Genomic DNA, 20,074 nt, shown 5'->3' on the forward strand with positions numbered 1-20,074 from the left:
AATGAGAAACGGGAATACACTTCCATGGTATGCACTACTGCTTCAGTAGAATACTTCTGCCATAACTCGCCGCCCTCTTTAGGATAAAACGACATTGCCATAACAAAGGGTTGTTCGCTCCCACCCTGCTGGTAACCTTTGGCATCCCAGATAAATTTACGTGATGAGGCCCAGGCAAAATCCCGGACATTTTTGGCTTTAAAATGCCAGGTTTTACTGTCATCGCTGCCCACTTTTTCGTTTTCCAGAGCTTCCTGTTCGGTAACAATAAATACCGGCCGTTTCGCCGTTTTCGCTTGCTCCAGACGGTTTATTTGCTCGCGGCTCAGCACTTTACTGCTGTTTTGTAGCTCACCTGTCGAGGAAACAATATGGTCTGCCGGCACCGTTAATTTAACGTCATAATCACCAAACTCCAGGGTAAATTCTCCCCGGCCTAAAAACTCTTTATTGGTCCATGCTTCATAATCGGTATAAGCCACTAAGCGGGGAAACCACTGCGCCAGTAAAAAAATATCATTGCCGCCTTCACGCGCATCATCCGGGAAATGCTCATAACCAGCCCGGGCAGAAACGGCGTCTTCTTCAACAATATTGAATGCAAAATCCAGACTGAAATCGACTTGCTGTCCTGGCTTTAACGGCTTATCCAGGTCAATCCGCATCAAGGTGCCGACTATAGTGACCGGCAATGCTTTACCGTTGCTGTTTTTTACGTTGGATATTTGAAAGCCCAGCTCGTTATCTGCCATAAACTGCTGACGGCGAAATTCTTCCAGACTTAAGCGAGCGGTGATCTCACCATCACCGACTGAGGTAGCGGGTCCGCGACGGCCAACACCACCAAAATCGGTGCTCATCTCGGCCATCGAATCATTTTTGAAAATATTCTGATCAAGGTGCAGCCATAAATACTTCAGAGTGTAAGGTGAATTATTCCGATAGCTGATTTGCTGGCTGGTGTTTAAATGACGTTTAGTTTCATTCAGCACCACATCCATTTTATAGTTAACCTGCTGCTGCCAGTATTGCTGGCCTGGCTCCCCGGCTGCATTGCGATAAATATTTGGCGTTGGCAGCACTTCGTCTAATTGCCGGAATTTATCTTCAAAGTCCCCTTTGGTCTGACGAATAGCACCGTCAGCAGACACCGGGGCACAAAGTACCGTGGTTAACAGGCCAAGCAGTAATATTGATAGTGATTTAGAACGTTGAGATGGATGACGTGTGAAAAGTCGGGAACAGACAGCAGGCATAACCAGGTACTCTCTTATTATACAGCACATAAAAACAAGCCGACTACGATAAGGAACTTCTGGCCGCTAAACAAGCAGCGCTCAGCACGTATATTGGTTATTCTGTCGCCAAAAAAAACCCCGCTATTGCGGGGCCTTACAGTAAACAGGATTACAGAATATTAATCGCGCGGTTTGCGTGGTGCACGAGGTGCGGCACCCGGCCGTGGGCCTGGACCACTGCGCCGTTCACCACCGGTATTCGAGCTCGGATTGCCTGCAGCACTGCCGGTATCGATACTGATATTCAGCTTTTGCTTACGCACATAGACTTTTTTCAGGTGCTGAAAAATCTCAGCAGGAATATTCGCTGGCAATTCAACCGTACTGAAATGGTCAAACAGTTTAATGTTACCAATAAACTGACTGTCGATATTTGCTTCGTTGGCAATTGCACCAACAATATCACCAGCGCGGACACCGTGCTCTTTACCCACTTCAATCCGGTAATTGTTGTAATCGCCTTTCATCTCGCGGCGTACCTTGGGACCACGATCTGGCCGCTCGCCCGAACGTTCCGGACGGTCACTGCGCTCACGCCGTGGCCGTTCTTCCCGCTCACCACGCGCATGCGGTTGACGTAATTCCGGAAATTGCTTGGCCACATTTAATGGCTGATCTTTCTGGGCTAAAAACAATAACGCAGCAGCCATATCAACATCGGTGGTTTCCAGCTTTTCACGCCAGTCTGTAACAAGCTCCTGAAAGAAACTCAGGTTCTGAGTTTCAATAGTTTGCGCCAGTTGCTCACGGAACGATTCTATCCGACGTTGCTCAATCACTTGACCCGTAGGCAGTGACATTTGCTCGATAGGCTGCTTGGTTGCGTGTTCAATAGTACGCAATAAACGCCGCTCACGTGGTGATACAAACAATATGGCCTTACCTTCGCGACCCGCGCGGCCGGTACGACCAATCCGGTGCACATAGGCTTCGCTGTCGTAAGGAATGTCATAGTTAACCACCAGGCTGATGCGCTCAACATCCAGACCACGGGCAGCCACGTCAGTTGCGACAATAATATCCAGTTGGCTGGCTTTCATCCGGCGGATAGTTTGTTCACGATGCGCCTGATTCATATCGCCATTTAAACACGCTACCGCATAACCACGGGCGCCGAGTTTTTCAGCAATTTCCTCTGTCGCACTTTTAGTACGAACGAAGACAATGCTGGCATCATATTCTTCACCTTCCAGTAAGCGGGTTAACGCATCCAGTTTCTGGTTTGAATCCAGCAACACATAACGCTGAGTGATCCGCTCCACGGTACTGGTTTTAGAAGCAATTTTAATTTCTTCGGCATTTTTTAAATGCTTTTGTGCAATCGCCCGGATTTGCGCCGGCATGGTTGCAGAGAACATCGCAACCTGACGGCCTTTAGGTGTGGCATCCATAATGGTTTGCACATCATCGATAAAGCCCATGCGTAACATTTCATCAGCTTCATCCAGTACGATAGCACGCAGCTTATCAAGCTTCAGGGTTCCTCGGTCTAAGTGATCGAGGATCCGGCCAGGAGTACCGACAATAACCTGAGAGCCGCGCTTTAACGATTTAAGCTGGTTGGTATAACTCTGACCGCCATATAATGGCAGGACATGAAATGCTGGCATGTAGCGCGCATAAGCCTGAAAGGCCTCAGCGACCTGAATCGCCAGCTCGCGGGTAGGTGCCAGCACCAGAATTTGTGGATCATTTTGCGCAGGGTCCAGCCGCGCAAGTAAAGGCAGAGCAAAAGCGCCGGTTTTACCGGTACCCGTTTGCGCCTGGCCTAGAACGTCTTCACCAGCTAATAGTTTTGGAATAGCCGCCGCCTGGATAGGCGAAGGAGTTTCATAACCAAGTTCAGTGACCGCGCGCACCAGCGGTTCCGGCAGCATTAGCTGGGAAAAAGACAAAGTTTCAGACATACGTTGTTATAACCTCAATCACACGCAGGCTTGTTGGTAAGTGCTATTGTTGTTTTTACCTGGCCTGCAATGCAGTAAAAACACGAAAACGGGCAAAAGACATAGCTTTCCCCGATTTTATTCCAGTAGTATAGCCAAACATTTACCACCTGGAGGAATCCATGATAGAAATCCTCGTTGGCAGCCAAATGGGCGCAGCGGAATATGTGGCAGAACAAGTTGCTGAAACACTGGTACAAGCGGGATATGAAACGAAACTTCATCTTCAACCCGATTTGGATCAGCTAAACCCGACTTACATCTGGTTAGTGATCACATCCACCTATGGCGCAGGAGATCTGCCTGATAATATTCAACCCTTTGCGGATCAATTAGCACAAGATCGGCGTGATCTTACCACACTTTCTTTCGCCGTGATCACTTTAGGTGACTCCAGTTACGATACTTTTTGTCAGGCGGGCAAAACACTGAGTCAGTTAATCCAGCAACACGGCGCAAAACCCTTGCTGGCAAACCTCGAAATAGACGTACTTACCGCTGATTTACCTGAAGATCAGGCGCTGCTTTGGTTACCAAAATTACTTGACAGCATAAAAAAAGGCGAGTGATTTCCACTCGCCAAAACACAAGTATCTCAGGAAGAACAGAAAAACTTATTACTGCTCCCGGTTGACCTCAGCAATAAAATCAACCAGGAGCCACTCTACCTCAGCATGCTTTTATTGACTTTACATTTCCCTGATAAAGCGTTGATAAAATAACGCTGTTACCCGGATCCCGACCTGTTTCGATAAGATCCTTATCCTCATGTTATCAACAATGTTCATCGTTATTAATTTAAAATGTGCATAACTATAGGTTTATCCGGTTACTAACCTGTACTTATGCCTTTAATAAAAATAATTACAGCCAAGCCTGTGCATAAGTAGTCATATTATCCACCTGTCCAGACAGAGTTGATCCAACCTTGATCACAGGATCTGATCTTAATTAAGCTATTGATCCCATATTGTAATAATTGCTTATCCACTGAAAACAAGCTGCTTAATAGTAGTAGTAGTAAAAAGATCTTTAAAAAGATCTTATATATATTAGTGCGATCCAGATCCGTTTTAGGCGTTTCACAAATGACCGGATCGCGCTACAATACGTGCCCTATTTTTAAGCGGCTTTTCAGCCAGAGTTGAGGCAGATATGTTGTATCAAGAATCCTTTGATGTGATCGTTGTCGGTGGTGGCCATGCTGGTACCGAAGCTGCCTTGGCTGCTGCCCGGATGGGATTACAAACATTATTATTAACCCATAACGTTGAAACACTGGGACAGATGTCATGTAACCCGGCTATTGGTGGTATTGGCAAAGGCCACCTGGTTAAAGAAATTGATGCCCTTGGTGGAGCAATGGCAATTGCAGCTGACAAGGGAGGTATTCAATTTCGAACCCTGAACAGTTCAAAAGGCCCAGCCGTACGAGCAACCAGAGCGCAAGCTGATCGCCAGTTATATCGGGCAGCAATTAGACAAACCCTTGAAAACCAGCCTAATTTACGAATTTTTCAACAGGCATGTGATGATTTGATAGTCGAAAACGACCAGGTGAAAGGCGTCGTTACCCAAATGGGTCTGAAATTTAGCGCTAAATCAGTGGTGCTAACGGTAGGAACCTTCTTAGGCGGCCAAATTCATATTGGTTTAGAACAGTTTTCTGGTGGCAGAGCCGGTGATCCACCTTCAATTGCTTTAGCAAAACGTTTACGTGAATTACCGTTTCGGGTTGACCGCTTAAAAACTGGTACTCCACCACGAATAGACGCCAGAACGGTCGATTTTTCAGTAATGCAGCCTCAGCCCGGCGATAACCCAACCCCGGTATTTTCTTTTTTAGGGCGCCATAGTGATCATCCGCCACAAATTCCATGTTACATAACCTATACCAATGAGCAAACTCATCAGGTTATCCGCGATAATCTGGATCGATCGCCCATGTATACCGGAGTTATTGAAGGGATTGGGCCACGATATTGCCCGTCTATTGAAGACAAAGTCATGCGTTTTGCTGATAAAGATAAACATCAGATCTTTATTGAACCTGAAGGTCTGACGACGCATGAGTTATATCCAAACGGTATTTCTACCAGTCTGCCTTTTGACGTTCAGTTATCAATAGTTCGCTCAATCAAAGGCATGGAAAATGCCCATATTACCCGGCCTGGTTATGCCATCGAATATGACTTTTTTGATCCGCGGGATCTCACCAGTTCGTTACAGACCAAATTTATTAAAGGCCTGTTTTTTGCCGGTCAAATTAATGGCACTACCGGGTACGAAGAGGCCGGAGCACAAGGACTATTGGCAGGGTTAAATGCCGGCTTATTCGCTACCGAGCGTGAAGCTTGGGCACCAAGCCGGGATCAGGCCTATTTAGGCGTACTGGTTGATGATTTAACCACCCAGGGTACGAAAGAGCCTTACCGGATGTTTACCAGCAGAGCCGAATATCGTTTAATGCTGCGTGAAGATAATGCTGATGCCCGATTAACGGCAAAAGGACGGGAATTGGGCTTAGTTGATGATCAGCGCTGGCAGGCATTTAACGAAAAGCTTGAACAGATAGAAATAGAGCGCCAACGCTTAAAACAAAGCTGGATCCACCCGCAGCACACAGCGTTAAACGCAGTAAACGAACTACTGAAAACGCCGTTAAGTCGTGAAGCAAGCCTAGAAGAATTAGTGCGCCGGCCAGAAATGACTTACCGGCAATTGATGAACATTGCTGATTTAGGACCTGCGCTGGTTGATCCTATTGCCGCCGAGCAGGTCGAAATTCAAATTAAGTATGAAGGTTACATTAACCGTCAGCAGGATGAAATTGCCAAGCAACAGCGCAATGAAGCCACAAAGTTACCAGGTGCATTTGATTACAGTTCGGTAAAAGGCTTATCGAACGAAGTGATCATGAAATTAAATCAACACCAACCGGCTACTGTAGGCCAGGCATCACGAATATCCGGTATTACCCCGGCGGCAATTTCGTTACTGTTGGTTTACCTGAAAAAACAGGGTTTACTTCGAAAATCTGCTTAACCAGGCATAAATGAGCCTGAAAGGATCGCTATGCTTGAGAAACTGCGCCAGCTGGTAGCACAAACCAGCTTACAACTCAGCGACAGTCAGCTGCAACAGTGTATTGATTATGTGCAGTTGCTGCATAAGTGGAACAGTGCATATAATTTGACCTCAGTACGTGATCCTGCAGAAATGCTGGTGAAACATGTCATGGATAGTCTGGTAATTGCCCCCCATCTGCAGGGCGAGCACTTTATTGATGTTGGCACTGGCCCGGGCTTACCTGGCGTGCTGCTGGCAATTTATTACCCAAAAAAACATTTTACCCTGCTTGATAGTCTGGGCAAACGGGTCCGTTTTTTAAACCAGGTAAAGTTGCAGCTTGGCCTGACAAATATTCACCCGCTGCAAAGCCGGGTGGAACAGCATCAACCCACAAAACATTATGATGGCGTAATAAGCCGGGCGTTTGCATCTACTGCTGACATGCTGCAATGGTGCCGCCATTTACCAGCCCCGACAGGGAGCTTTTACGCAATGAAGGGCGCAGCGGTGCAAGAAGAAATTGCAGCTTTGCCGGATTTTGTTAAAGTAAGTGCAGTTATACCATTGCAGGTACCTGAACTTGATGCCAGCCGGCATTTGGTTATCCTTACCAGCACTTAACCATAATGAGGGAGCCTTGTGGGTAAAATCATCGCCATTGCCAATCAGAAAGGTGGAGTAGGAAAAACTACCACCGCTGTTAATTTAGCAGCCTCAATGGCGGCAACCAAACGCAAAGTGCTGTTAATTGATTTAGATCCGCAAGGTAATGCCACCATGGGCAGTGGCGTTGATAAATATGAAGTGCATGCCACCGCCTATGAATTACTGATCGAACAAAAACCGCTGGTCGAAGTAGTGGTAAAAGAAACCACTGGTGGCTATCACCTGGTTGCTGCCAACTCTGATGTTACAGCTGCAGAAGTGCGCTTGATGGATGTATTTGCCAGGGAACTGCGCTTACGCAGTGCCTTAAAAGATTATCGTAGTAGTTATGATTTTATCTTTATTGACTGCCCGCCTTCGCTGAATATGTTAACCGTTAACGCCATGGCTGCCGCTGATACCGTACTGGTACCCATGCAGTGTGAGTATTTTGCACTGGAAGGCCTGACAGCACTGGTTGATACCATCAATAAGCTGGCCGCGGTGATCAATGCAGACTTAAAAATTGAAGGTATTCTGCGCACCATGTATGACCCACGCAACCGGTTAGCTAATGATGTGTCAGAGCAATTAAAACAGCATTTTGGTGATAAGGTTTATCGGGCAGTGATCCCACGCAATGTCCGGTTAGCAGAAGCCCCCAGTTTTGGTACACCAGTAATGTACTATGACAAAAACTCCACAGGTTCAAAAGCTTATCTGGCACTGGCTGGCGAGATTTTGCGCCGATCTGAAAAGAAACTCAGTGGTAAAGTGACCTCCGTATAATCACGCTAAGTTAAAGGATATATTTGCGCATGTCGGTTAAAAAACGCGGTTTAGGCCGGGGCTTAGATGCCTTATTAACGTCAAATAAAACGACGGAGCAGCATCAGGCCAACCAACAAGCGGCTGAACTGCAAAAAATACCGGTTGAATTTTTACGCCCGGGTAAATACCAGCCACGCAAAGACATGTCACAAGATGCGTTGGAGGACTTAGCCAGTTCAATTCGGGCCCAAGGTGTAATTCAGCCTATCGTAGTGCGCCTGGTAAGCGATAACAGTTACGAAATTATTGCTGGTGAAAGACGCTGGCGCGCTGCGCAATTGGCTCGTCTGGCTGAAGTACCCTGCCTGATTAAAAATGTACCCGATGAAGCAGCGGTGGCGATAGCATTAATTGAAAACATTCAGCGTGAAGATCTGAATGCGATGGAAGAAGCTGTGGCGCTGGATAGACTACTAACCGAATTTGAGCTTACCCATCAGCAAGTGGCCGATGCGGTAGGTAAATCCCGCGCGACAGTTACCAATTTACTACGTTTAAATGCCCTGAACGACGATGTTAAGGTATTGCTAGAGCACGGTGATATTGAAATGGGCCATGCCAGAGCGTTACTGGCATTAACTGATGACAGCCAGTCTGAAACAGCGCGGCTGGTTGCTCATAAACAATTGACGGTACGTGAAACCGAAAGTCTGGTGCGGCGCATTCTGGAACCGAAAGCACCGGTTGCAAATAAGGCTAAAGACCCTGATGTTGATGCATTAGAGCAACGTTTAAGTGAACGTTTTGCGGCTCCGGTGCAAATTATGTACAACAAAAAAGGCAAAGGGAACCTGGTAATAAACTACAGCAGCCTGGCGGAACTGGATGGCATTTTAGCCAAAATGCAAATGACCGGGCAGGATTAAGCATTTTATTTCGCCAAGATATGGACAACGCGCGACTAAAACCGCTTTTTGTTGCAAATCAGGGGCAAATAAGTATACTTTCGCAAGTTTTTTCTACCCCTGCATGGGCTATTACAATGAGGGGTACAGTGGCAGAAAATATTGCAGCTCAGGTCAGGAAATCAGCGTATTTCGCCGTACTGGCTCAGGTAATAGTCGCCGGTTTTATTGCACTGGCGTTTTTTTTGCTGGCTGACAGTGCCGCAGCGAAATCCGCTTTTAAAGGTGGCTTAGCGGCAGCTGTACCAAATTTTGTTTTCGCTTTCTTTGCGTTTCGATACAGTGGCGCAGAGCAGGCACAAAGAGTAGCGGCAGCGCTGATGCGCGGCCATAGCTTAAAAATTTTGTTAACTGTTATATTGTGCGCAGTAGTGTTACAGCAGGAGCATTTAGTACCAGAGGCGTTTATTACTGGTTTCCTGATCACCCTGCTGACACAATGGACAGCACCGTTTTTCTTTAAACTTTAACTATTGGGATGAAACATGGCTGCAGGTGAAGAGTTAACACTGTCCGGCCATATTCAGCACCACCTTACTAACGCAAAAATGTGTACTGTCGATGGCAGTGTCGTTTTTAACAAAGCGTGTAGCGAGGCCGGGTTCTGGACATGGCATGTCGATACCTTAGCGTGGTCTATTGGCCTGGGTATTTTGTTCTTGTGGATATTCCGCAGTGTGGCAAAAAAAGCCTCTGTTGGCGTACCTGGCAAGTTGCAATGCTTTGTAGAAATGGTGGTTGAGTTTGTTGCCGCTAACGTCAAAGATACCTACCACGGTAAAAGTAAATTAATCGCACCACTGGCATTAACTATTTTTGTCTGGGTGTTTTTAATGAACCTGATGGACTTAGTGCCGGTTGATTTCCTGCCTGCCTTCGCCGGTTTTGTTGGCGAAACGGCGTTTGGTATGGACTCGCATGATGTCTATATGAAAATTGTACCGACCACCGATATTAATATGACCGCTGCCCTGGCAATTGGCGTATTTATACTGATGATTGGTTACTCTATCCGCATCAAGGGTGTGCTTGGTTTTATCAAAGAACTGACCTTACATCCGTTCAGTACCAAAAACATTCCACTGCAAATTTTGCTTATTCCGTTCAACTTATTACTCGAGCTGATTGCATTAGTAGCTAAGCCATTCTCACTGGCGCTGCGTTTGTTTGGTAACCTGTATGCCGGTGAAATGATCTTTATTCTGATTGGTGCTATCGGCCTGGCGCAACTGCCGTTGCACTTCGTCTGGGCAGTATTCCATATTCTGGTCATCGTGTTACAGGCGTTCGTGTTTATGATGCTGACTATTGTGTATTTAAGTATGGCCAGCTCAGACAATCATTAATTTTTTACTTTAACTTTAACTTTAACTATAGAAATATCGGAGATAAAAATGGAAATTGCAGTAGCTATTAAATTAATCGCTGTAGCGTTACTAATCGGTTTTGGTGCTATCGGTACAGCACTGGGTTTCGGTAACATGGGTGGCAAGTTCTTAGAAGCCTGTGCCCGTCAGCCAGAACTGGCTCCTTCACTGCAAGTTAAAATGTTCATCCTTGCTGGTCTTATCGATGCCGTAGCTATGATCGGTGTTGGTATCGCCATGTACATGTTGTTCGCACTGTAATTGAAGGTTTTTGTTAATCGAACAACTGACTAAAAGGAGGAGCAGACGTGAACTTAAACGCCACTCTGCTGGGTGAATTAATCGCTTTTACCGTCTTCGTACTTTTTTGTATGAAGTTTGTATGGCCGCCACTGATGAATGCCATCGAAGCGCGCCAGCAAAAAATTGCTGACGGTCTAGCGGCTTCTGATCGGGCTGAAAAAGACCTGGCACTAGCCCAGGACAAAGCGAAAGATCAGTTAAAAGATGCTAAAGCACAAGCGGCTGAGATTATTGAGCAAGCGAGAAAACGCGAAGCAAAAATGATTGAAGAAGCGGCTCATAAAGCGAATGCTGAGCGGGATAATATCCTGGCGCAGACTAAAGCCGAAGTTGAAGCGGAACGAAACCGGTTACGTGAAGATTTACGCAAGCAGGTAGCTGCCTTGGCGGTAGCCGGTGCAGAACGTATTCTGCAACGTTCTATCGACGAAGCTGCTCACAGCGACATTCTGGAAAAACTGGTACAAGAACTGTAATGGGGATGAGCTATGTCTGATTTGACGAATATCGCTCGTCCGTACGCTAAGGCTGCTTTCGATTTTGCTGTAGAGCAAAACGCGTTAGATGCCTGGCTGCAAATGCTGGCTTTTGCGGCGCAAGTCGCAGAAAACGACCAGGTTGCAGCACTATTGCGTACTTCTGGTGTTGCTGAAAAGCAAGCCGACCTGTTTCTTCAGGTATGTGGTGAGCAACTCAATGAGCAGGGTCAGAACTTTATAAAAGTGCTGGCAGAAAATCACCGCTTGTTGGCGTTGCCTGAAGTATTGGTTGCTTTTGTTGAACATAAAGCGGCGTATGAAAAAGAAATTACCGTAGACGTAGTTTCTGCTACTGCCCTGGATAACGCTCAACAAGAAAAGCTGATAGCTGCATTATCGCAACGTTTGGCACGCAAAGTTAAATTGAACTGTAGCGTCAATCCTGACATGGTCGGCGGCATGCTGATCAAAGCAGGTGACATGGTAATTGATGGCTCGATCCGCGGTAAGCTGGATCGTTTAGCAACTGCGCTGCAGTCGTAATTGGGGAATAGAGTATGCAACTGAATTCCACTGAAATTTCAGAACTGATCAAAAGTCGTATTGCTCAGTTTGAAGTGGTCAGTGAAGCTCGTAACGAAGGTACTATTGTTCAGGTAACTGACGGTATTATCCGGATTAATGGCCTTGCTGATTGTATGCAAGGTGAGATGATCGAGCTTCCTGGCAATCGTTATGCTATCGCGTTGAACTTAGAGCGCAACTCGGTAGGTGCTGTAGTAATGGGTCCGTATGCGGACTTAACCGAAGGCACTAAAGTTAAAAGTACCGGCCGTATTTTAGAAGTACCGGTAGGCCCGCAGCTGTTAGGCCGCGTGGTAAATACCTTAGGTGCACCTATTGATGGTAAAGGCCCGATTGATGCTGCAGGCTTCGCACCAGTAGAGAAAATTGCGCCAGGCGTAATTGACCGTCAGTCAGTCGACCAGCCAATGCAAACCGGTTATAAATCGGTTGATGCCATGATCCCTATCGGTCGTGGTCAGCGTGAATTATTAATCGGTGACCGTCAAACCGGTAAAACCGCATTAGCCATTGATGCCATTATCAACCAGAAAAACACCGGTATTAAATGTGTTTATGTTGCCATTGGTCAGAAAGCTTCTACCATTGCCAACGTGGTACGTAAGCTGGAAGAACACGGCGCCCTGGCCAATACCATCGTGGTTGTTGCCTCTGCGTCAGAAGCTGCTGCGCTGCAGTTCCTGGCTCCGTATTCTGGCTGTACTATGGGTGAATACTTCCGTGACCGCGGTGAAGATGCGCTGATTGTATACGATGACTTGTCTAAGCAAGCTGTTGCTTACCGTCAAATCTCGTTGCTGTTACGCCGTCCGCCAGGTCGTGAAGCTTACCCGGGTGACGTATTTTATCTTCACTCACGTCTGCTGGAGCGCGCATCTCGCGTTAACGCCGACTACGTTGAGCGTTTAACCAATGGTGAAGTAAAAGGTAAAACCGGTTCATTAACCGCGCTTCCTATTATTGAAACCCAGGCCGGTGACGTATCTGCGTTCGTACCAACTAACGTAATCTCGATTACTGATGGTCAGATCTTCTTAGAATCTGATTTATTTAACGCCGGTATCCGCCCAGCGGTTAACGCCGGTATTTCAGTATCGCGGGTTGGTGGTGCAGCCCAAACTAAAATCATCAAGAAATTAGGTGGTGGTATTCGTCTGGCATTAGCCCAGTACTCTGAACTTGCCGCGTTTGCGCAGTTCGCGTCTGACTTAGATGAAGCAACCCGCGCCCAGTTAGAGCACGGTCAGAAGGTTACTGAGCTGATGAAACAGCTGCAGTACAGCCCAATGAGCGTTGGCGAAATGGGTGTGTCAATTTTCGCTATCGAAAAAGGTTTTCTGAAAGATATTGAAGTAGCCAAAATCCTGGATTTTGAAGCTGCTTTAATCAGCTATATGAAAGCCGAACATGCCGAGCTAATGGCTGATATCGCGAAAACCGGTAACTACAACGATCAAATCGAGTCGTCGCTAAAAGCGGCCATTGAGAAGTTTAAAACAACTCAGACTTGGTAAATTACGCGGGTGGTTTCGGCCACCCCGTTCGTTGAATGAAACGGAGATACAGTCATGGCCGGTGGTAAAGAGATAAAAAGTAAGATCGGGAGTATTAATAATACTCGCAAGATCACCAGTGCTATGGAAAAAGTTGCGGTCAGCAAAATGCGCAAAGCGCAAGAGCGCGTAGCTGCAACCCGCCCATACGCTGAAGGTATGCGCAAAGTTATCGGTAATATTGCTCAAGGCAACATCGAGTATCGTCATCCGTATTTATCGGAGCGTGACGTGAAACGGGTTGGCTATATCATTATTTCAACCGATCGCGGTCTTTGCGGTGGCCTGAATACCAACGAGTTTAAGAAAGTTGTGCTGGAAATGAAAAGCTGGAAAAGCCAGAACGTGGAAGCAGAGTTTGCTGTTATCGGCAACAAAGCGACGGCGTTTTTTAAGCGTTTCGGCGGTAAAGTTGTAGCACAACAATCGGGTTCAGGTGACGTACCACGTTTGGCTGATGTGATTGGTACGGTTAAGGTAATGCTGCAAGCTTACCTGGAAGGCCGTATCGACCGCTTATTCCTGGTATACAACACCTTTGTGAATACCATGAAGCAAGAGCCAGTGATCGATCAACTCTTACCTTTGCCCCAAGCAGAAGTTTCGCCAAAAGAGCATAACTGGGATTACCTGTACGAGCCGGACCCGCAACCAATTTTAGATATGTTGCTGGACCGCTACATCGAGTCACAGGTTTACCAGGGTGTTGTTGAAAACGTCGCCAGCGAACACGCAGCGCGTATGGTGGCTATGAAAGCCGCTACCGACAACGCCGGTAATTTAATGGATGACCTGAAGCTGGTGTATAACAAAGCACGTCAGGCCGCTATTACCCAAGAGCTCAGCGAAATTGTCGCAGGTGCGGCAGCTGTAGGCTAAGGTGAACAGTTTTGAGAAATTTGAGGAAACATCATGAGTCAAGGTAAGGTCGTCCAAATCATTGGCGCCGTTGTGGATATCGATTTTCCACAAGAAGCGGTACCTAGCATCTATGACGCGTTAAACGTGACTGACGGTGATCTGGCTGGGTTAGTGCTGGAAGTGCAGCAACAGCTGGGTGGCGGTACAGTTCGTACTATCGCGATGGGTACCACTGACGGTTTACGTCGTGGTGCTCTGGTTGGAAATTCAGGCAAAGCCATTCAGGTTCCTGTCGGTAAAGCGACTTTAGGTCGTATTATGGACGTATTAGGTAACCCGATTGACGAAGCGGGCCCTATCGGTGAAGAAGAGCGTTGGTCAATCCACCGCGCTGCGCCTTCATACGAAGAGCAGGCAGCATCTAACGCCCTATTGGAAACCGGTATTAAAGTTATCGACTTGGTATGCCCGTTTGCCAAAGGTGGTAAAGTTGGTTTGTTCGGTGGTGCCGGTGTAGGTAAAACCGTAAACATGATGGAATTGATCCGGAACATCGCGATCGAGCATAGCGGTTACTCTGTATTCGCCGGTGTCGGTGAGCGGACCCGTGAAGGTAACGATTTCTATCATGAAATGAAAGACTCTAACGTACTGGATAAAGTATCGTTAGTATATGGTCAGATGAACGAGCCACCAGGTAACCGTTTACGCGTAGCGTTAACCGGCTTGACCATGGCAGAGAAGTTCCGGGAAGAAGGCCGTGACGTCCTGTTTTTCGTGGATAACATCTACCGTTATACCCTGGCCGGTACTGAAGTATCAGCCTTGTTAGGCCGGATGCCATCAGCAGTAGGTTACCAGCCAACGCTGGCAGAAGAGATGGGTGCGTTGCAAGAGCGTATTACCTCTACCAAAACCGGTTCTATCACGTCAATTCAGGCGGTATACGTACCTGCGGATGACTTAACCGATCCGTCACCAGCTACTACCTTCTCGCACTTAGATGCAACGGTAGTACTGAGCCGGAACATCGCGTCACTGGGTATTTACCCGGCGATCGATCCACTGGATTCTACCTCTCGTCAGTTAGATCCGCTGGTTATCGGTAAAGAGCATTATGACGTAGCCCGTGGTGTACAAACCGTACTGCAGCGTTACAAAGAACTGAAAGACATTATCGCCATCTTAGGTATGGACGAATTGTCTGATGAAGACCGGACCCTGGTTTACCGTGCGCGGAAAATTCAGCGTTTCCTGTCTCAGCCGTTCTTCGTGGCTGAAGTATTTACTGGCTCGCCAGGTAAGTATGTGCCACTGAAAGAAACTATCCGTGGTTTTAAAGGCATTCTGGATGGTGAATACGATCACATGCCAGAGCAGGCTTTTTACATGGTAGGCTCTATCGACGAAGCTATCGAAAAAGCGAAGAAGCTTTAAGCAACCAGGCTTTAGGAGAGCGAAATGGCGATGACAGTGCAACTGGATGTAGTAAGTGCTGAAGAGAAAATTTTCTCTGGCCTTGTCGAGTCCGTGCAGGTCACAGGCAGTGAGGGCGAGTTAGGTATTTTACCTTTTCACGCCCCGTTACTGACTCCTCTGAAACCTGGCATGGTCCGTATCGTGAAGCAGTTCGGTGAAGAGCACGTAATTTATGTAGCCGGTGGCGTACTTGAGGTACAACCCGACAGCATTACTGTGCTGGCCGATATTGCGGTACGTGGCGAAGACTTGGATGAGCAGGCTGCGTTAGATGCCCAGAAACGGGCAACCGAAGCTATGCAACACGCCGGTGCAGATTTCAATTACGCCGAAGCGGCAGTGCAACTGGCTGAAGCCATTGCCCAGCTGCGGGTAATTCAGAAACTGCGCAAAAAGTAAGTTTAAGCTTGTCAGAAAAGCCACCTTAGGGTGGCTTTTTTATTGAAGTTGTATCTGGCTATTTACCTTCTGCCGGTTGCCACTCAATAAACTCAAGTGCCAGCTCTGGTGTAACAAACACCGTGGCATATAGGTTATCGGGGTTATGCGGGTCAGGGTGTATTCCAACAAGCTGGTAAGGCAATTGGCTTTGGCGGGTTTCACCGCTAATAATATTAAACTGCTCAATATGACCCAACATACTATAACGATATTGCTGATCAGCCTGCAGTGTCCACATAGCCATATAGTTAGCGTCAGAATTAGCTTTAAGTTCAATATCCTGTTTTGCGCCATCGACATACTGATACAGCTTGCCATCCCGATGGTAGTGCAACTGGCCATTACTGTCGTATTGGGCAAAATTGCCGGCAGTAGAAGTAAGTTGGGTTAAATCATTGCTAACTAAATCTAACTGCCATAGGTTCTGACTATTACCCTGAACCCGGGTTAGCACCAGGCCGCTGTTGTCAGGCAGCCAAACCGGCTGGCCGATATCGTTATTTTCCAATTTGTTGATCAGTTGCTGGCGTTGAATATCGTACAGGTATAAGTTTCCTTGCTTAGTAAAAGCAATGTAGCGGCCATCGCCAGACCAGCTGATGCTGTTGATGGGCATTGGGTCGTCCTGCGCCATTTCAGTGAGCTGGATGTTTTTGCCATCATTGTTAAACCACAGTTGCCAGCCCCCGGTCCAGTTTGCAGCAAAAGCGTACTTACTGACATCGGTCGGTGATACTGCCAACGCCATTGAACTGCCTGCTGCATTATTTACAAAATGTATTTGCCGCTCTGCTTCATTAAAGGGCTGGCTGATTTTAACCAGTTGAAAACTGCCCTGAGTAGTACTGGCGGCAGTCAGCGCCGAAATATAGGCCTGGTTGTTGTCGAGCAGTGACAATTCACCGACCGTGACACCATCTGGTAGCTTTAACAAGGTGAGGCTTTTATCTGCCAGCATATACTGCAAAATGCCGTCGGCACCGGGCAATATTAAGCTGGCCTGATCAATGCTCCATTCCAGGCCTAATAACAGTATGGCAAATGGCAGGCTGCCGATCAGTCTATGTTCACGGGTAGCTGGGTCATACAAATAAATATCAGGCTTATTTGATTCCGACATAAGAATGTATGCCAGCTTACTTCCATCGCCAGACAAGGCCAGCATGGTTACCCCTAGCCCGGCAGATGGTGCAGCATGCAGTGTTTGTGTTGTGCCATTGATCAGGTTTTCGGCTATTAAGGCATTGCTGGAGTACATGCCGCCGCTGCTTTTGCTGTAATACAGCCATTGGCTATCCAGGCTGACTTGGGCTACTCCCAGAACCAACCCGGAACATCTGGTAAGTTTCTTTACCTGATACTTTGGATACTGATTAAAGTCATAGTTCAGGTATTCACATTGCTTGCCATCTTTGCTGACAGCCTGAATAAGCAGGTTACGGCTTTGTGGTTGCCAGGTTTGCACGCTGTATAAAGCATCGTTACTCTCTATCACTACCTCCTGCAAGGTATTGCCTGAACTGACCCCTAATTTTCGGATTAATACTCTGATTGCGCCATCAGGTTGAGAGTGGCTGTAAGCAAGAAGTTGCTTATCTGGTGACAGCAATGGCCGGGATTCAATGCCTTTATACCAGGTGACTTTTTGTTGATTGACAATATCAACTTCGATTATCTGAGGTTTGCCATCGCTTTGCCGGCTTTGCGTTACAGGCTCTGGTTCGGCAGGAAAAAAGTAAAACACCATGCCGCCGATGCCAAGTAACAACAGGGCCAGCGCACCTAGCTGCACAAAACGACGTTTTTGCCTGGGCTGAAACGGTAGTTGTGGATCTGCTGCTTTGCTTTTTGCTATAGCGTTATTTGCGGGAGAGCTGTCAAGAGGCTGCAACTGTAAGCTGTAACCCTTGCGATGATGCGTTTTGATTGGGGCCTGGGTCAGTGCCGGGTGTAGCAATGCTTTACGTAGCTCGGAAATCGCCCGGTTTATGGCATTGTCGTCAACATAGCTTTGTTGCCAAATGCTATCGATTAGCTGTTGGCGCGATAAAATCTTACCCGGATGCGCCGCAAAATACTGTAATAGCCTGTTTAACAGCGGTTCCAGTTCTTTGTGTATTGAACCATCGCTAATACTGTATTCGCTTGGTGTAAACATCCAGGGGCCCAGCTGCATTTTATCCATTTGTTAATTAATAATCCTTTTTTAAATGGACTGTAACTTTAACAGATACTAATAGTGATTCAAGCAAAATTAATTCCCATCATTTTTAGCAGTTTTTCGTCATAAGGTTTTAATAAGGTTTATTAATTAATTTAAAAAACAATAGCTTAAATATTATCTCCTTAGCAATATATTGCTTAGCTTCTGATAAGCGACTTTTCGGGATTGCTGCCCTACAGTGAGCTCAACAACAACACGGACAGGCAGTGAGTCCGCCGTTGTAAACCGACAAACATGACACTTACTGATAAAAAAGGAACGGCAAAATGAAAAACTTAACAACTATATTTACCCGCGTAATCATCGTCAGTGCGCTGTTGGCCAGCGCAGCGGTAAAGGCAGAAGAAACAGAAGAGCAGGTAACTGTGGTTCAGCTGCAAAACGAGGTTGCAAAAGAAATAACTGAAGTTAAAGCAAACCTGGTACAGGATTTACAGCAACAACTAACCAACAGCATTAAACAGCAGGTAAACAGTGCGGTCAGCAACATCGCTGATTCGGTAAAAGCGTTACTACCTTAAACAACATGAAATCCGGGCTGCATCTCTCAATATTGGTTGCCCAAAAACATTGAAATAAAACAGGATAACAACAATGAAATTAAAAAAATTCTTTAGAGTAAGTTTTGGCGCGGCATTACTGGCAACGGCGTTTAGTTCAGCTTCGGTGCTGGCGCAAACATCAATGTGGAAAGTCAGTAAAGGTAATGATTACCTTTACATCGGCGGTACAGTGCATCTGCTACCAGAGTCGGCGTTTCCGTTGCCCGCTGAATTCGGCGTGGCCTATCAGGCGACAGATACCCTGGTGTTGGAAGTAAAAATGCCGGATCCAGCAGATGTTGCAGCACAAACTGCGTTATTGCAGGCAATGGCATATAGTGATGGTCGCAGCTTGGCTAAAGTCTTGTCGCCAGAGGTGTACCAGCAGGTTAGCAATTATTTTGCACCATATGGTGTGCAGTTGCAGCAGTTGGATGGCTATAAACCAGGATTTGTCGCATTACAGATGCTGGCGCTTGAGATGATGAAAGCCCAAATGGCCGGCGAAGGGGTCGACAGTTACTTTGATAAAAAAGCCCAGGCTGATGGTAAAACCCTCGCTTACCTGGAAACCGTCGAAAGCCAGTTAAACCTGCTGGCGAAAATGGGTGAAGGCTATGAAGATGCCTTTATGAAAATGAACCTGGAGCAGGTTAGTGATTTCAAAAGTTACTTTGCTGCGATGATCGCCGCCTGGCGGGCCGGCGATATGGACGCACTGGACAAGTTGGCAGTCGAGCCTGCCCGCGAACTGGACCCGGTGCTATATCAGGCGTTATTTGTGCAAAGAAATAATGCCTGGTTGCCGCAAATTGAGAAAATGTTTGGTAACGATAGCAAGGAGCTGGTGCTGGTCGGTGGCGGTCATTTAGCAGGCGATGACAGTGTGCTGGCGTTGCTGCAGCAAGCCGGCTATCAGGTACAGCAAGTAAGATAATCAGTGATTAGCGTTGTTAATCAGCAAGGAAGCCGGTAATGTTAAAGCTGTTAAATAAGCCAGAGCCAGCCCGGGTATTGGGCTGGGGCTTGATTTGGTTCGGTAGCTGGCTGCTTTTGCACTTTTTATTGTTGCAAAACCCCTTTGTCAGCTAGCAGGCAACACACCTGTATAACAATAACAACTGACTGGCAGGGACAGCAACGTTGCGTCTGCTATAAGAGGTAATATCAAATGAGAGTAATACTGTTAAGTTGGCTGCTTTTCGCCTTTAACGGTGTTCAGGCCGCAGAACTGACCCTTGAAGACTACGCAAGACAATCTCAGTTTTTGGAAATTGAAATTTCGCCTACTGGTAAATATCTGGCGGCGACCAGCCGCAGCGATGAAGGCAATATTTATCTGAATGTGATTGATATCAAATCGAATAAAATTATCAGTGTGCGGCATTTTAACGGTCGTGACTCTATTGGTTCTATCGACTGGGCTACTAGTGAGCGCTTGTTAATCACCCTGGTGCGGGATATTGGTGCGCTGGAGCAGCCAGTAGGCACAGGTGAAATATTTGCAGTGAACGCCGATGGCTCAAATGCCAGAATGTTGACC

At 46.9% G+C, this 20,074-nt stretch carries 19 protein-coding genes and 1 pseudogene; 17 read left to right on the top strand and 3 right to left on the bottom strand.

All coding sequences use genetic code 11. The annotated features are described in order from the left end of the window. Both ABY802_RS11190 and ABY802_RS11195 read right to left on the bottom strand, forming a co-directional pair. Positions 1-1,151: hypothetical protein (locus ABY802_RS11190; RefSeq protein ID WP_372627112.1), on the bottom strand; the 1,151-nt coding region annotated here is incomplete at its 3' end. Between the two features lie 266 nt (positions 1,152-1,417). Next, positions 1,418-3,205 carry a DEAD/DEAH box helicase gene (locus ABY802_RS11195; RefSeq protein WP_372627113.1) on the bottom strand — a complete coding sequence of 596 codons (1,788 nt, stop codon included), beginning with the start codon at positions 3,203-3,205 and terminating at the stop codon, positions 1,418-1,420. 161 nt (positions 3,206-3,366) lie between these two features. On the opposite strand from ABY802_RS11195, the gene mioC reads away from it, so the two are divergent. From mioC to ABY802_RS11265, 14 genes are all read left to right on the top strand, one after another. Beyond that, the gene (mioC, locus tag ABY802_RS11200) at positions 3,367-3,813 is read left to right on the top strand and encodes an FMN-binding protein MioC (protein WP_372627114.1); all 447 of its coding nucleotides are present in this window, start codon (positions 3,367-3,369) and stop codon (positions 3,811-3,813) included. A gap of 586 nt (positions 3,814-4,399) precedes the next feature. Beyond that, positions 4,400-6,289, top strand: coding sequence for a tRNA uridine-5-carboxymethylaminomethyl(34) synthesis enzyme MnmG (gene mnmG / locus ABY802_RS11205; protein WP_372627115.1), 1,890 nt, complete (start codon positions 4,400-4,402; stop codon positions 6,287-6,289). Between the two features lie 30 nt (positions 6,290-6,319). Next, a complete protein-coding gene (rsmG, locus tag ABY802_RS11210; protein ID WP_372627116.1) occupies positions 6,320-6,937 on the top strand; it encodes a 16S rRNA (guanine(527)-N(7))-methyltransferase RsmG in 618 nt (205 codons plus the stop codon). 18 nt (positions 6,938-6,955) lie between these two features. Then, a complete protein-coding gene (locus tag ABY802_RS11215; RefSeq protein ID WP_372627117.1) occupies positions 6,956-7,750 on the top strand; it encodes a ParA family protein in 795 nt (264 codons plus the stop codon). Positions 7,751-7,779: 29 nt separating this feature from the next. Continuing rightward, positions 7,780-8,658, top strand: a complete 879-nt coding sequence (locus ABY802_RS11220; protein WP_372627118.1) for a ParB/RepB/Spo0J family partition protein — start codon at positions 7,780-7,782, stop codon at positions 8,656-8,658. Positions 8,659-8,786: 128 nt separating this feature from the next. Then, positions 8,787-9,167, top strand: a complete 381-nt coding sequence (locus ABY802_RS11225) for an ATP synthase subunit I (RefSeq protein WP_372627119.1) — start codon at positions 8,787-8,789, stop codon at positions 9,165-9,167. 15 nt (positions 9,168-9,182) lie between these two features. Further along, on the top strand, positions 9,183-10,043 hold the full coding sequence (gene atpB / locus ABY802_RS11230; RefSeq protein ID WP_372627121.1) for a F0F1 ATP synthase subunit A: 861 nt from the start codon (positions 9,183-9,185) through the stop codon (positions 10,041-10,043). A gap of 48 nt (positions 10,044-10,091) precedes the next feature. Then, positions 10,092-10,325 carry a F0F1 ATP synthase subunit C gene (gene atpE, locus ABY802_RS11235; RefSeq protein ID WP_010376881.1) on the top strand — a complete coding sequence of 78 codons (234 nt, stop codon included), beginning with the start codon at positions 10,092-10,094 and terminating at the stop codon, positions 10,323-10,325. A 47-nt stretch (positions 10,326-10,372) separates the two neighbouring features. Beyond that, entirely contained in the window at positions 10,373-10,843 is a 471-nt protein-coding gene (atpF, locus tag ABY802_RS11240; RefSeq protein ID WP_372627124.1) for a F0F1 ATP synthase subunit B, read from the top strand. A 12-nt stretch (positions 10,844-10,855) separates the two neighbouring features. Continuing rightward, the gene (gene atpH / locus ABY802_RS11245) at positions 10,856-11,389 is read left to right on the top strand and encodes a F0F1 ATP synthase subunit delta (protein ID WP_372627126.1); all 534 of its coding nucleotides are present in this window, start codon (positions 10,856-10,858) and stop codon (positions 11,387-11,389) included. 14 nt (positions 11,390-11,403) lie between these two features. After that, positions 11,404-12,945, top strand: coding sequence for a F0F1 ATP synthase subunit alpha (gene atpA, locus ABY802_RS11250; RefSeq protein ID WP_372627128.1), 1,542 nt, complete (start codon positions 11,404-11,406; stop codon positions 12,943-12,945). 54 nt (positions 12,946-12,999) lie between these two features. After that, positions 13,000-13,863, top strand: a complete 864-nt coding sequence (atpG, locus tag ABY802_RS11255) for a F0F1 ATP synthase subunit gamma (protein ID WP_372627130.1) — start codon at positions 13,000-13,002, stop codon at positions 13,861-13,863. A 33-nt stretch (positions 13,864-13,896) separates the two neighbouring features. Next, entirely contained in the window at positions 13,897-15,282 is a 1,386-nt protein-coding gene (gene atpD, locus ABY802_RS11260; RefSeq protein ID WP_372627131.1) for a F0F1 ATP synthase subunit beta, read from the top strand. A gap of 24 nt (positions 15,283-15,306) precedes the next feature. Further along, the gene (locus tag ABY802_RS11265) at positions 15,307-15,723 is read left to right on the top strand and encodes a F0F1 ATP synthase subunit epsilon (protein ID WP_372627133.1); all 417 of its coding nucleotides are present in this window, start codon (positions 15,307-15,309) and stop codon (positions 15,721-15,723) included. Between the two features lie 58 nt (positions 15,724-15,781). Here ABY802_RS11265 and ABY802_RS11270 read toward each other — a convergent pair whose 3' ends face one another. After that, positions 15,782-17,950 (bottom strand): winged helix-turn-helix domain-containing protein, encoded by a 2,169-nt coding sequence (locus ABY802_RS11270; RefSeq protein ID WP_372627135.1) that lies wholly within the window; start codon positions 17,948-17,950, stop codon positions 15,782-15,784. 305 nt (positions 17,951-18,255) lie between these two features. Here ABY802_RS11270 and ABY802_RS11275 point away from each other — a divergent pair, with 305 nt between their 5' ends. The 3 genes and pseudogenes from ABY802_RS11275 to ABY802_RS11285 form a co-directional block, all read left to right on the top strand. Then, positions 18,256-18,510, top strand: a complete 255-nt coding sequence (locus ABY802_RS11275) for a hypothetical protein (protein ID WP_372627137.1) — start codon at positions 18,256-18,258, stop codon at positions 18,508-18,510. 73 nt (positions 18,511-18,583) lie between these two features. Continuing rightward, on the top strand, positions 18,584-19,468 hold the full coding sequence (locus ABY802_RS11280; protein WP_372627139.1) for a TraB/GumN family protein: 885 nt from the start codon (positions 18,584-18,586) through the stop codon (positions 19,466-19,468). A gap of 234 nt (positions 19,469-19,702) precedes the next feature. Beyond that, positions 19,703-20,074 (top strand): annotated as a pseudogene (locus ABY802_RS11285) (S9 family peptidase); the annotation flags it as partial.

This window comes from Arsukibacterium sp. (genome assembly GCF_041616895.1).
GTDB lineage: Bacteria > Pseudomonadota > Gammaproteobacteria > Enterobacterales > Alteromonadaceae > Alishewanella.